General features: G+C 38.6%; 13 protein-coding genes and 1 riboswitch. Of the genes, 5 read left to right on the top strand and 8 right to left on the bottom strand.

The features are described from left to right. Positions 1-27 precede the first annotated feature (27 nt). Both A5849_RS11660 and mgsA read right to left on the bottom strand, forming a co-directional pair. Positions 28-564 carry a folate family ECF transporter S component gene (locus tag A5849_RS11660; protein WP_002310149.1) on the bottom strand — a complete coding sequence of 179 codons (537 nt, stop codon included), beginning with the start codon at positions 562-564 and terminating at the stop codon, positions 28-30. A gap of 37 nt (positions 565-601) precedes the next feature. After that, positions 602-700, bottom strand: a riboswitch (THF riboswitch). Positions 701-886: 186 nt separating this feature from the next. Then, positions 887-1,309 (bottom strand): methylglyoxal synthase, encoded by a 423-nt coding sequence (gene mgsA / locus A5849_RS11655; RefSeq protein WP_002310148.1) that lies wholly within the window; start codon positions 1,307-1,309, stop codon positions 887-889. A gap of 208 nt (positions 1,310-1,517) precedes the next feature. Between mgsA and A5849_RS11650 the strand changes: the two genes are divergently transcribed. Further along, positions 1,518-2,627: an ABC transporter ATP-binding protein gene (locus A5849_RS11650; RefSeq protein ID WP_002310147.1), complete on the top strand. Its 1,110-nt coding sequence runs from the start codon at positions 1,518-1,520 to the stop codon at positions 2,625-2,627. 118 nt (positions 2,628-2,745) lie between these two features. On the opposite strand, the gene A5849_RS11645 is transcribed toward A5849_RS11650, so the two are convergent. The 5 genes from A5849_RS11645 to A5849_RS11625 all read right to left on the bottom strand — a co-directional run bounded on the left by A5849_RS11645 (position 2,746) and on the right by A5849_RS11625 (position 7,380). Next, positions 2,746-3,375: a hypothetical protein gene (locus A5849_RS11645; RefSeq protein WP_002314080.1), complete on the bottom strand. Its 630-nt coding sequence runs from the start codon at positions 3,373-3,375 to the stop codon at positions 2,746-2,748. Between the two features lie 312 nt (positions 3,376-3,687). Then, a complete protein-coding gene (gene rsmA / locus A5849_RS11640) occupies positions 3,688-4,572 on the bottom strand; it encodes a 16S rRNA (adenine(1518)-N(6)/adenine(1519)-N(6))-dimethyltransferase RsmA (RefSeq protein WP_002310145.1) in 885 nt (294 codons plus the stop codon). After that, entirely contained in the window at positions 4,565-5,134 is a 570-nt protein-coding gene (gene rnmV / locus A5849_RS11635; protein WP_002310144.1) for a ribonuclease M5, read from the bottom strand. Before rnmV ends, rsmA begins: the two co-directional genes overlap by 8 nt. Continuing rightward, entirely contained in the window at positions 5,127-5,903 is a 777-nt protein-coding gene (locus A5849_RS11630) for a TatD family hydrolase (protein ID WP_086310118.1), read from the bottom strand. Before A5849_RS11630 ends, rnmV begins: the two co-directional genes overlap by 8 nt. Positions 5,904-6,057: 154 nt before the next feature. Then, complete coding sequence (locus tag A5849_RS11625) at positions 6,058-7,380, bottom strand: APC family permease (RefSeq protein WP_002293587.1); 1,323 nt, start codon at positions 7,378-7,380, stop codon at positions 6,058-6,060. 174 nt (positions 7,381-7,554) lie between these two features. Here A5849_RS11625 and A5849_RS11620 point away from each other — a divergent pair, with 174 nt between their 5' ends. Both A5849_RS11620 and A5849_RS11615 read left to right on the top strand, forming a co-directional pair. After that, positions 7,555-8,142, top strand: a complete 588-nt coding sequence (locus A5849_RS11620) for a hypothetical protein (RefSeq protein ID WP_002310140.1) — start codon at positions 7,555-7,557, stop codon at positions 8,140-8,142. 149 nt (positions 8,143-8,291) lie between these two features. After that, complete coding sequence (locus A5849_RS11615; protein ID WP_061086260.1) at positions 8,292-8,564, top strand: hypothetical protein; 273 nt, start codon at positions 8,292-8,294, stop codon at positions 8,562-8,564. Between the two features lie 54 nt (positions 8,565-8,618). On the opposite strand, the gene metG is transcribed toward A5849_RS11615, so the two are convergent. Further along, positions 8,619-10,628 carry a methionine--tRNA ligase gene (metG, locus tag A5849_RS11610; protein ID WP_002289325.1) on the bottom strand — a complete coding sequence of 670 codons (2,010 nt, stop codon included), beginning with the start codon at positions 10,626-10,628 and terminating at the stop codon, positions 8,619-8,621. A 268-nt stretch (positions 10,629-10,896) separates the two neighbouring features. Between metG and A5849_RS11600 the strand changes: the two genes are divergently transcribed. Next, on the top strand, positions 10,897-11,175 hold the full coding sequence (locus A5849_RS11600; RefSeq protein ID WP_002293582.1) for a hypothetical protein: 279 nt from the start codon (positions 10,897-10,899) through the stop codon (positions 11,173-11,175). A gap of 97 nt (positions 11,176-11,272) precedes the next feature. Continuing rightward, positions 11,273-12,094: an NUDIX hydrolase gene (locus tag A5849_RS11595; protein ID WP_002293580.1), complete on the top strand. Its 822-nt coding sequence runs from the start codon at positions 11,273-11,275 to the stop codon at positions 12,092-12,094. The last annotated feature ends 47 nt before the right edge of the window (positions 12,095-12,141 follow it).

Here is a 12,141-nt window from a genome sequence, read left to right as displayed (position 1 = left end):
TTCTGGGATGGGAAGACTGCTTGTTTTTTATTTAGCGTGGATCGCTAAACTTCTTAAAATTTTTTTGTAAGGAATACTACGTCCTACGTAATAAATGGCAATTGATTGAATCGGTAACCATATCACTGTTTTTAACAGGCGGGGCGCCCAAACGACCCAGCTGAACAATGGCACATGGTACATCAACGCAAGCCATAATGGTGTCAAAAATAAGTTTATGATCAGCGTGACACTAAGCGTAGCCAAAATCGCATTTTTCCAAGTGATTTCTTTTCGATAGAAAAAGAATCCGTAGATTGCTCCTTCAATAAATGCATTCAATGTAAATCCAATAAAAAATGTAGATTTTGAGAAGAGAGCCATTCCTACTAAATCAGCTAAAACTGCGCCTATCCCTGACCAAAAAGGACCAAAAAGAATGCCCATGATCACTTGTGGAATAAATGTGACACTGATTTTAATAAATGGGGTCTCGATTGCTACCAGACGGGACAACGTGACCATCAATGCAATCAGTAAGCCCATAATAGCAATCATACGTGCGTCTAACCGGTGTTTCTTCATTTTTAGCATCTCCTTTAAGAGCTGCTACATCGTATCATGCAGCGAATGCGAAAATAAAACCGCGAACATTACGTCCTTCGTCCAAGAGGCAACATCCCATCCTCTTAGCACTTAACGCTTTATTTTCTACTCTGTATTATTTTTGGGATCTTTTCCCACAGAAACTATAGCATATTTTCACATTTACTGCAAACACGAAAAACTAATATTATTGGTTATATTATACAATACGTTCGTATTATATTGCATATTTTCAGTTTGTTTAGCTTTTATAGCTACATATAGACGAACATTAAACGTTATTTTTCCATACACTTGTCCATCAAAATGAAAGTGGACGTTTGTCTATTTCATGGACGATTCTTCGAAAATCTAGGAAGCCGGCTTCCAATCCTCTTAGCAGCACCTCAGCTGTTCCGATATTCGTAGCCAACGGAATCTCATAAACGTCAGATAAACGGATAAGTGCTGTTACATCTGGTTCATGCGGCTGTGCAGCCAACGGGTCTCGAAGAAAAATCACCAAATCTAACTGGTCCTCCGAGATCATTGCTCCAATTTGCTGATCTCCGCCTAACGGTCCGGATTTAAACCGATGAATGGGCAAGCCGGTCGCTTCCGTGATACGTTGTCCAGTCGTCCCGGTAGCAAAAAGTTCATGTTTTTCCAATATTGTTTTATACGCTGTTGCTAATTTCACCATCATAGATTTTTTTCGGTCATGAGCGATCAAAGCGATTTTCATAAGAGACACTCCTTTTGATATGGTTAACATACTTATTTACTCCAGTGTATCAGTTTTTATTTCTTATGGATATTTATTGAAGCTTAAAACTAGCACATTGACAAAAAAAAGAAAAAATTCTTGTTCAACATGACATTGAACTTAGTTAACGCTTTCATTTATACTTAAATCAGTTAATAAAACTAAAAAAGAAAGTGTGGAACGTATTATGGTAGAAATGGCTCTGAAAAACGTATATAAAAAATATGATAATGCAGAAAATTATTCTGTGACTGATTTTAATCTATCAATCAAAGACCGTGAATTTATCGTTTTTGTTGGTCCTTCCGGTTGTGGAAAGTCAACTACTTTGCGAATGATTGCGGGACTGGAAGATATCTCTGAAGGAGAACTAAATATTGGCGGAAAAGTCATGAATGACGTGGCACCTAAAGACCGTGATATTGCCATGGTTTTCCAAAACTATGCATTGTATCCTCACATGACTGTTTATGATAATATGGCTTTTGGTTTGAAATTACGTAAATATGATAAAGCAGACATTAAAAAGCGTGTGGACAATGCAGCAGAGATCCTCGGACTGACAGAATACTTGAAACGAAAACCAGCTGCTTTATCTGGTGGACAACGACAACGTGTAGCATTAGGACGTGCAATCGTTCGGGATGCCAAAGTCTTCTTGATGGATGAACCATTGTCAAACTTAGATGCTAAATTACGTGTAGCCATGCGTGCTGAGATTGCCAAACTTCACCAACGTCTTGAAACAACGACAATCTATGTTACTCATGATCAGACAGAAGCGATGACTATGGCTGACCGAATCGTTATCATGAAAGATGGATTTATCCAGCAAATCGGTACACCGAAAGAAGTTTATGATACACCAGTCAATATGTTCGTTGCCGGCTTTATTGGATCTCCTGCCATGAACTTCTTTAATGTGACATTGAAAAACGGTGTCATCACAGATGGACATGGGCTTAAGCTTCGTATTCCTGAAGGGAAAAACAAAGTATTAGTTGAAAAAGGTTATGAAGGAAAAGAAGTTATCTTCGGTATTCGTCCAGAAGACATCCACAGTGAACAAGTAGCCCTTGAAGCTTCACCTGAAGCCGTAGTCAAATCAGAAGTTGTCGTTTCCGAATTACTTGGTGCTGAAACGATGCTTTACACAAAAACTGGTTCTACTGAGTTCATCTCAAAAGTAGATGCAAGAGATTTCCATAAACCAGGCGAAATAGTCGAGCTTGCCTTCAACATCAGCAAAGGCCACTTCTTTGATAAAGAAACCGAACAAGTCATCAAACTTCCCTAATCTGCCCCCTTTAGAGCTACGCCAGAAAATAGTGGTGTGGCTCTTTTTAGGACAAAAAACTCTCCTCTTAGCGGATTTATTATCCGTTAGCAGATGAGAGTTTTTCTTTGATAGTTCATTAGTATATCGTTTTCTTCGCGTACCCTTGAATCGATTCTTTCCGATTTCCTTTTTTTGCTGCCGTAAATACCGGGATATCAAAATATTTGCTGAGTGTTCCTGCTATAAAATAAGCAATATTATAATCAACCAAACTGTGGATGAGTCCACCAATTCCCATCAAGATGAACACTGTATAAAAATACCCTTGAGAGTAATACGTGTCAGGCATATTACCGATGAAGTAAAAGATGCTGACTACTAGCATTTCTACTAAAGAATGAATCACACCTATCACAAAATTGAACCCTTGAAAACGCCAATTAGTAAAAGTAAACTGTCCATTCTTTAAAACGATACTCGGATGCTTCTGCAAGTACCATGCCCCAATCAATGCAAATACAAGATGTGACAATGCGCGCAATGCAATGATAACTGGCGTTGTCAAAAAGAAACCGAATGTCGTACCTAGCGCAACAGCCACTGCAACTCCTGGTGTAAAAAACATCGCAATAAATAATGGCACATGAGACGCTAATGTAAAAGAAGCAGGTGGAATCATGATTTTAGGCATAACCATTGGGATAATGACCCCCATCCCAATCAATAAAGCAGAAATCGTTAGTTTTCGAACTGAATTTTTTCTCATTTTTTCTCTCTCCTAATATGTCTTGACACTTAAATGTCGACTTAGTATAACTTACTTACTAATAACTGTCAAGACACATATTCTTTTCTAAATCCATACAAAATGAGTGTGAGTATCAAGTATAAGAATTTTTGATCAAGAGACAAAAATAGGAGATGGGACAAAATTTGTGTCACATCTCCTTGTTCATAATAGGAATCAAAAGCTTGCCTCAGCGGCGATAAGACCAACCAAATCAAAAATAGGAGAAGCTGTTTTTTGAAATTGCTCCTTGTACCTCAGAGTTAAATGGTAGGCTCACAACCTCTTTTTTTACTGCTTATTTTCTGACATCGCATTGCTTAATGCGGCAAATTCTTGTAATGACAACGTCTCTCCACGACGTTTTGGATCGATTCCAGCCGTTTCCAAGCTTTTTGATAACCATGTTTTTGTCTGATCATCTTTGCCATACGAATGCTGCAAATTATTCCAAAGCGTTTTTCTTCTTTGCTGAAATGCAGCTTTTGTCAATCGGAAAAATGCTTTTTCGTCCGTCACTTCTACTGCCGGTGTATCTCTTCTTGTCAGTTTCAAAATCGCTGAATCTACATTTGGCTGAGGGACAAATACTGTTTTTGGTACGATGAAGGCTAAACTGGCTTCCATATAATATTGAACAGCAATCGATAATGAACCGTATGCTTTCGTTCCTGGTTCAGCAGAGATTCGATCAGCTACTTCTTTTTGCATCATGACGACTAATTCATCTACGACCAAATCCGATTCAAGAAAATGCATCATGATGGGCGTCGTAATATAATAAGGTAAATTTGCTACGACTTTTAACGGAAGCTCTTCATGAAATGTTTCTCTTACGGCTGTTGATAAATCCGTCTTCAGAATATCTTGATGTATGATGGTCACATTGTCATAGGGTTGCATCGTATCAGCCAATACAGGGATCAAACGATCATCAATCTCAAATGCTACGACTTGCTTTGCATGCATCGCTAATTGTTCTGTCAATGCGCCGATTCCTGGCCCAACTTCGATCACGTTCGTTCGTTCATCTATTTGCGCAGTTTCTACGATTTTTCTTAAAATATTTGGTTCAGTGAGAAAATTTTGTCCTAAACTTTTTTTAAATGAAAAACCATGTTTCAATAAAATCTCTTTTGTTCTAGAGGGTGTCGCGATTTCACGATATTCACTCATGTTGTTCCTCCACTATTTTCATTGCTTGTGCGAGCTCTTTCGGCGTGATACGAAACATCTTCAAACGTTTTTCCAATTGTTTGCCATTCGTATAACCGATACGCAACTCATCACCTAGTTTTTCTCGTTTTTCTTTTGCTTGTGCTCCAGCTATTAAACCATAGTCTAAAAGGTCTTGTCTAGTGATTTCAGAAACAGCCGTTTGGGAAATATCTGGCGTCACAACCTTTTTCAATGCTTCTAAAATAGCAGCATCACTTGCATGCTCAACACCAAGACTTCCCTTTTTCTTTGGTTTAGCTTGTGTACGCGGTAAAAAAGCATGTTTTGCTTGGGGAACAGCTTCCATAATGATTTTTCTTATTTTTTCTCCTGAAAAATCAGGGTCGGTAAAAACGATCACCCCTCGAGTCTCTTGGGCATGTTCAATTTGCATCAGGATATCTTCATTGATAGCAGAACCAATCGTTTCTATCGTATCTGCATCAACTACTTCCCGAAGCCTTCTTGTATCGTCTTTTCCTTCAACGACTATAATCTCTTGAATCTTCATCTTATCCATGTTCGCTTAGACCAAATAATCGGTGCGCATTTGACCATGTTTGGGCAGCCACTTCTTCTGTTGGCAGATTCCGAAGTTCAGCAATCTTTTCTACTGTATAACGAGTATAGCCTGGTTCATTTCGCTTTCCTCTAAAAGGAACTGGTGCCAGATAAGGGGCATCTGTTTCCACAAGTAATCGTTCGATTGGTACATTTGTTGCAGCATCTTGGACGTCTAATGCTTTTTTGAAAGTGACGACACCGCTAAATGATATATGCATCCCTAAGTCAAGAAATCGTTTTGCCCATTCATAATCACCGCTGAAACTATGCATGATTCCACCAATATCTCGAACATCTTCTTCTTTTAGGATTTGATACGTGTCTTCAAGTGCTTCTCTAGTATGGATACTGATTGGAAGGTTCATTTCTTTTGCGATAGCAATCTGTCTGCGAAATACTTTATCTTGGACTTCTTTCGGGTCTTCCATCCAATGATAATCCAAGCCAATTTCCCCTAATGCTACAACCTTTGGCAAAGTCAATTGTTCTTGTAATTTATTTTCGATTTCTTTCGTATAACTGCCAGCCTCTGTCGGATGCCAGCCGATAATACTGTAAATATTTGGATAGTCATGGCTTAATTGCAAAGACTTTTCAATCGTTGGCGTATCGAAGCCCACGACCGCCATTTTCGTTACCCCCATTTCTTGTGCTCGCTGAATCGTTTCTGGAATATCTTCATTGAACTGCTCAGCATTTAAATGGGTATGAGAATCAAATATCATGTTTATCTCTCCTTTTCATTCTTACTTTAGCACATAAGCACTGCTTGCAGAAGTAGCAAAAATCAAAATAGAAGAACTTGTTTTGTTGAAATAGAAAAAGCACGAAGATCCAGAGGACTTAGTTCGTACTTTTTCTGTCTGTTGTTGAAATATTTTACTCTTCTGAGCGTTTTTTCTTTTTTTGATAATAGACTGGAATACCAATCAAGGTAACACCTATACCGATCAATGCTAATTTCGTTTGCGTCATCATCGTCATACCTAAAATGAAAATAGCACCGAGAATCGCAATAATCGGAACGATTGGATAAAGTGGTACTTTATATGGGCGTGGCAATTCCGGCGCTTTTTTTCTTAAAATAAAGACACCGATAAAAATCAGTAAACTGAATAGCCACATCACAAAAATCAACATGTCGGTTAAAAAGTCGAAAGAACCAAGGCTCATCATAATACAAGCTACTGCTAACTGGAAAATCGCAGGAACATAAGGTACCGTAAATTTCTTTGAAAGCTTTGTCAGCTGTTTGCTGAAAGGTAGCTCGTCTTCCAAAGCCATCGCATAAGGCACACGAATCCCAGTTAAGGTATACCCATTCAATGCCCCGTATACCGAAATCAAAATCCCAATAGTGACCAGTTTTCCGCCGATTTCTCCAAAAATGACGTCTGATGCTTCAGAAGCTGCGTTCAAATTACCGGCAAGATGATCAATCGGCAGAGTTTTCAAGAAAACAAAATTGATCAATAAATAAACGACAGTGACAAAACTCAGCCCTAGTATAATCGCTTTAGGCAAATCTTTTTCCGGCCGTTTCATTTCACCAGCCATTGCGCCGACGCCTAACCAACCGTCATAAGCAAACAATGTTGCTAGCAACGCACTGCTCAAGCCTTCGACAAAAGTAACCTCTTTTCCAGCTTCGATTGGAAATAGCTGAACAGTTCCTTGTCCTGGTGTCAATAATCCCCATACGACAATCACGGCAATTGGTATCAATTTAACAATCAGCGTCACTGATTGTACAGACGCACCGACTTTTGTTCCTAATAAATTCAATCCTGTCACAGAAACAGCGGTAATCACTGCAATCAACAAAAGATAGTCGGTAGATAATTGTAATAAGTTCGTCAATTGTGTCGCAAAGATAATCGATAATGCAGCAATATTAGCGGGGAAATAAATCAAGCTTTGCGCCCACCCTAATAAAAAGCTGGGCAGCTTTCCATAAGCTGCTTCAATATATTTGACAGCTCCACCAGTTTCTGGGATCGCTGTAGCTAATTCAGCCACTGTCAATCCAGCACAGATCGTTAAGAAACCACCCAAAAGCCAAGCTAGTAATGTCAAACTTGTAGACTGCGTGCTTGCAGTAACAGCAGCGGTTTTAAAGAAGACCCCTGCGCCGATCACGGTTCCCATAACGGTAGCTAATGCGCCAAACAGATTGATTTCTCGTTTTAGTTTGCCTTTCATTCCCATCCTCTTTCTTCTTTGAAATTTGGTATAATTTTCAGTATAACTGAGAATATTTTAATTTACCATTCTTTTTTCTCCACTTTCAATGAAAAACTCCCTCTTAAGACGGATGTATTTCCTCTTTATTTTGCGTATACTAAACCTACCTTTTCCACGAAGGAGGAACAGTTTATGGATTTTAAGCGTTCTTATCCGAAATTAGCAGATTATTTATCCAACCGAATCGATTTTTCTCGTAAAGAACAGCAGCAGTCCCGTTGGCATTGGTTCACGTTGATTTTATTTGGATTATTGACCATTGCGACATTATCACAAAAATTGATATTGCTGACGGTGTTCATCGCAATTGTTGCATTGATCAAAGGTCCCGTGATGATTTTGTGGGGGATGTTGTATTCCTTTCTAGTGGGGCTATTCCCACCTATCGGTATTTTGCTTTCAGCGATTTTCTTTTTGTTGAACATTGGAACATTTACAAAGAATTGGCGGATGACCTTAGTAGGAATCTATTTTTATTTTTATCCCTTCGGAGTGATGGCACTTCGTGAAATCATGCATTGGAATAATCATTGGTTTTCAGCTGGTGCCTTGCTTTTAGGATTGATCTTGCTTCATGTGATGTTGACGAAACTGTATCAGCGTTATGGTATTGGAAGAACGATTTTCTGGTACGTCTTTTCGATTCCATTTGCACTGCTTACTGCTCTCTTGCCAAGCCGTTTGAAGACAAAAATAAAAGGTTATCATAAAATCAAATAATAGGATTTTTACAAAATAAAGAAAACAATCATCGATTTTGACCTCGATGATTGTTTTCTTTATTTTGAATACTATTAGTAGATGTAAACAAATTATTGCTTTCAAAATCCTTGGATGTAAGAGACAATAAAATAAAAAGGAGTATCCAGATGAATCAATTAAAAACCGCCCGTCCACTTATCATTATGTTGCTTCTTTCTGTCTTTACGATTCCTATTAGCCTTTTTCTTAATTGGCAGACAGATGAAAGGATCACAAATATTTTATTCAACTATTCGCAGCCACTTTTTCTTTTGTTTTTAGGAAGCTGCAGATTCCATCGGTGGGTAAAGCTCGTCCTTCTTTTTATAGGATACAGTTTATATGGTTATATGTGTCTTTATTATATGATTGGCTTCCATAATCACCATTGGGGCAATTGACAGGAATAAAAAAAACTCGCAAGCAGCATTGTCTTGCGAGTTTTTCTTATGATTTTATGCGATCTCTGAGCCATTCGGCATGGATTTTGGTGCTTCAATCACTTGTAAAGAGCCATCTGGTGCTTCTGCGGAAAGGATCATTCCTTGACTGATCTGTCCACGCATCTTTCGTGGTTTCAGATTTGCGACGATCACTACTTTTTTCCCAATCAGTTCGCTTGGATCAGGATAGAATTCAGCGATTCCTGACAAAATTTGACGATCTTGGCTGTCTCCAGCATCTAGTCGGAATTGCAACAACTTATCTGCCCCTTCTACTTTTTGGCAGTTGATGACTTCTGCTACTTTTAGTTCTACTTTTTCAAATACATCAAATTTGATTTGTTTTTCTTTCGTTGAAACAAGTTCTGTTTCTTCTGGATCCCATTTGACTGTATCTTCGTTTGTTTGAGTACCTTCAGACATTTTTTCTTGGATAAAAGCAACTTCTTCTTCCATATCCAAACGTGGGAAGATTGGTGTACCTTTTGCAACTACTTTTGTTCCTGAAGGGAATTCGCCAAAATGCAATCCTTCAAGATTCATCGTTTCAGAGTCCAATCCTAGTTGATTGAAGATCTTCTCTGGCGTTTCTGTCATGATTGGTTGAAGTAAAATCGCGGCGATACGCAAGGATTCAGCTAAATGGATCATGACACTATTCAATTCAGCTTTCTTTTCTTCGTCTTTTGCTAATACCCATGGTTCTGTTTCGTCAATGTATTTGTTTGCACGAGAAATCAGCACCCAGATTTCAGCTAACGCTGTATTGAATTCCATTTTTTCCATTGCATCATGGTAACGTCCGACAACGTTAGCAGCCGTCGTAGACAGTTCACTGTCAAATGGAGTGACAAGTGAGGCATAATCAGGAACGAGACCATCACAATATTTGTTGATCATAGCAATCGTACGATTCAATAAGTTCCCTAGATCATTTGCCAGATCATAATTGACACGAGAAACAAAATCTTCTGGTGTAAAGACGCCATCTGACCCAAATGGCACAGCACGAAGCAAATAATAACGGAGTGCATCTAAACCATAACGTTCCACAAGCATTTCAGGATAAACGACATTTCCTTTTGATTTAGACATTTTTCCATCTTTCATCAATAACCAGCCATGACCAAATACTTTTTTAGGTAGAGGCAAATCAAGAGCCATCAGCATGATTGGCCAATAAATCGTATGGAAGCGAACGATTTCTTTACCGACCATCTGAACATCTGCAGGCCAGTATTTTTCGAATAGACTTTCATCCTCGGACCCGTAGCCTAGTGCAGTGATGTAATTGGACAATGCATCGATCCATACGTACACCACATGTTTCGGATCACTCTTGACTGGTACCCCCCAAGTAAAGGTTGTTCGTGAAACTGCAAGATCTTCTAATCCTGGTTTGATAAAGTTGTTGATCATTTCATTTTTACGAGATTCTGGTTGGATGAATTCGGGATGTTCTTCATAGTATTCCAACAGACGATCTGCGTATTTGCTCATGCGGAAGAAGTAAGATTCTTCTTTTACCAATTCTACTTCGTGTCCGCTTGGCGCTTTACCGCCGATCACATTACCTTCATCATCTTTGTACACTTCTGCAAGTTGTGTTTCTGTAAAGAATTCTTCGTCAGAAACAGAGTACCAGCCTTCATATTCACCTAAGTAAATATCTCCCTGTTCTAATAAACGATCAAATATTTTTTGAACAGCTGCTTTATGGTAATCATCTGTCGTACGAATGAATTTGTCATAACTGATATCAAGCGTTTTCCATAATTTTTTGACATCAGCCGCCATTTTATCTACGTATTCTTGCGGTTTTACACCTAATTCTTCTGCTTTTGTTTCGATTTTTTGACCATGTTCATCCACTCCAGTGAGATAAAACACATCAAAGCCCATCAACCGTTTATAACGAGCAATTGCGTCACATGCAATCGTAGTATATGAGTTGCCGATATGAAGTTTGCCGCTTGGATAATAGATTGGCGTAGTGATATAAAAAGTTTCCTTTTCTGCCACGGGGCTCTTCCTCCTTTATCGCATGATGCGAATTCGTTTCCTTGCTAGTATACCATAAAAAAAGCATGCTGTTAGCTTTTTTTCAAAATGAAAAAGTCTGGATAAATGACTTGTTCTCTACGATGACTCCCTCCTTCAAAAGGAAGGACAGAGGGAATAAATGCTATTTTTCATCTTATTTCATGTTTAGTCGGAAACGGCTTTTTATTTCTTTCCTGACTCGTGGTATAATAAAGACTATCTATTTTAGTAAGGGACTGGAACGATCATGCAGAAGAAACATCTTTTTTTTACACTTAGTATTGCTTTTCTTTCATTAGCACATTTGATATTCAGCTATTTTTATATTCGTATGTATGGTTATTTTAACCTTCATGGGCATTTGAACAGTTTCATGACAGTCGCATGGCTTTTACGTTTTGTCATTGACGCATATATCGTTATTTGCGGCTTCTTTGCCGTTCGTGAAGAGCGGTATAAAGTATTGCCGTTTTATCTGCTTTTCTTTTTATTCAATCTAGTACTTCCATTTATTTTTCATATTTAAGGAAGAACCAAGGATTTTTCAAGTAAATCCTTGGTTTTTTTTCAGAGTCTGCTACAATAAGGTAAAAAGTACTTTTAATGTCAACGGAGGTGGTCTGATGAACCGATTTGCTTCTAAAGAAGAAGAAAAATTATATTATGAACATGAAGCAAGTGAAGAAGATTTTCTTAACTGGTATCAAAAACAGGAACGTCCAGAATATGACAAGCCCTCTTTGACTGTCGATATCGTACTGATGTGCTATAACAAAGAAGAAGATCAGCTGAAAGTATTGCTGATCCAAAGAAAAGGGCATCCTTATCGAAATTCATGGGCATTACCTGGTGGTTTTGTTCAAAAGGATGAGTCAACTGGAGAAAGTGTCTTAAGAGAAACAAAGGAAGAAACTGGTGTAGTTATCTCTAAAGAAAACATTGAACAACTGCATACATTCAGCACGCCTAATCGAGATCCGCGCGGTTGGGTCGTCACAGTCAGCTACTTAGCTTTCATTGGAGAAGAACCGCTGATCGCCGGAGATGATGCTAAGGAAGTACGCTGGTTCACATTGGAACGTCACGGCAACAAGATCAATTTATCGAGCGGAGAAGTGGCTATCTCACTTGACTTAGTCACTGGAGAGTCTTCTGGCAAAGATACTTTAGCTTTTGACCATAGTCAAATCATTTTGAAAGCATTCAACCGTGTAGTCAATAAAATGGAACACGAACCGCAAGTTTTGCAAGTTTTAGGTAAAGATTTCACGATTACAGAAGCTCGAAAAGTATTTGCAAAGTTCTTAGGAATCGATTATAAAACGATCGATCATTCCAATTTTAAGAAAGCTATGCTCCAATATTTCGACGAGATTGGCGAACGTCCTGTAGGAATCGGTCGCCCTTCAAAAATCTATCAGCTCAAGCCGGGACATCATGAGTAAGGATTGTGAAGAAAGGGCTCCGTTCTGAACACTCAAGATAAATGGAA

Origin of the sequence: Enterococcus sp. 10F3_DIV0382 (assembly GCF_002140245.1) — a bacterium.
GTDB lineage: Bacteria > Bacillota > Bacilli > Lactobacillales > Enterococcaceae > Enterococcus_B > Enterococcus_B lactis.
This window is presented reverse-complemented; position numbering and strand designations above follow the sequence as displayed.

Excerpts from the sequence above, each read along its gene's own strand:
- A5849_RS11660 (WP_002310149.1), bottom strand. The coding sequence starts at position 564 with ATGAAGAAACACCGGTTAGACGCACGTATGATTGCTATTATGGGCTTA.
- mgsA (WP_002310148.1), bottom strand. The coding sequence starts at position 1,309 with ATGAAAATCGCTTTGATCGCTCATGACCGAAAAAAATCTATGATGGTG.
- A5849_RS11650 (WP_002310147.1), top strand. The coding sequence starts at position 1,518 with ATGGTAGAAATGGCTCTGAAAAACGTATATAAAAAATATGATAATGCA.
- A5849_RS11645 (WP_002314080.1), bottom strand. The coding sequence starts at position 3,375 with ATGAGAAAAAATTCAGTTCGAAAACTAACGATTTCTGCTTTATTGATT.
- rsmA (WP_002310145.1), bottom strand. The coding sequence starts at position 4,572 with ATGAGTGAATATCGTGAAATCGCGACACCCTCTAGAACAAAAGAGATT.
- rnmV (WP_002310144.1), bottom strand. The coding sequence starts at position 5,134 with ATGGATAAGATGAAGATTCAAGAGATTATAGTCGTTGAAGGAAAAGAC.
- A5849_RS11630 (WP_086310118.1), bottom strand. The coding sequence starts at position 5,903 with ATGATATTTGATTCTCATACCCATTTAAATGCTGAGCAGTTCAATGAA.
- A5849_RS11625 (WP_002293587.1), bottom strand. The coding sequence starts at position 7,380 with ATGAAAGGCAAACTAAAACGAGAAATCAATCTGTTTGGCGCATTAGCT.
- A5849_RS11620 (WP_002310140.1), top strand. The coding sequence starts at position 7,555 with ATGGATTTTAAGCGTTCTTATCCGAAATTAGCAGATTATTTATCCAAC.
- A5849_RS11615 (WP_061086260.1), top strand. The coding sequence starts at position 8,292 with ATGAATCAATTAAAAACCGCCCGTCCACTTATCATTATGTTGCTTCTT.
- A5849_RS11600 (WP_002293582.1), top strand. The coding sequence starts at position 10,897 with ATGCAGAAGAAACATCTTTTTTTTACACTTAGTATTGCTTTTCTTTCA.
- A5849_RS11595 (WP_002293580.1), top strand. The coding sequence starts at position 11,273 with ATGAACCGATTTGCTTCTAAAGAAGAAGAAAAATTATATTATGAACAT.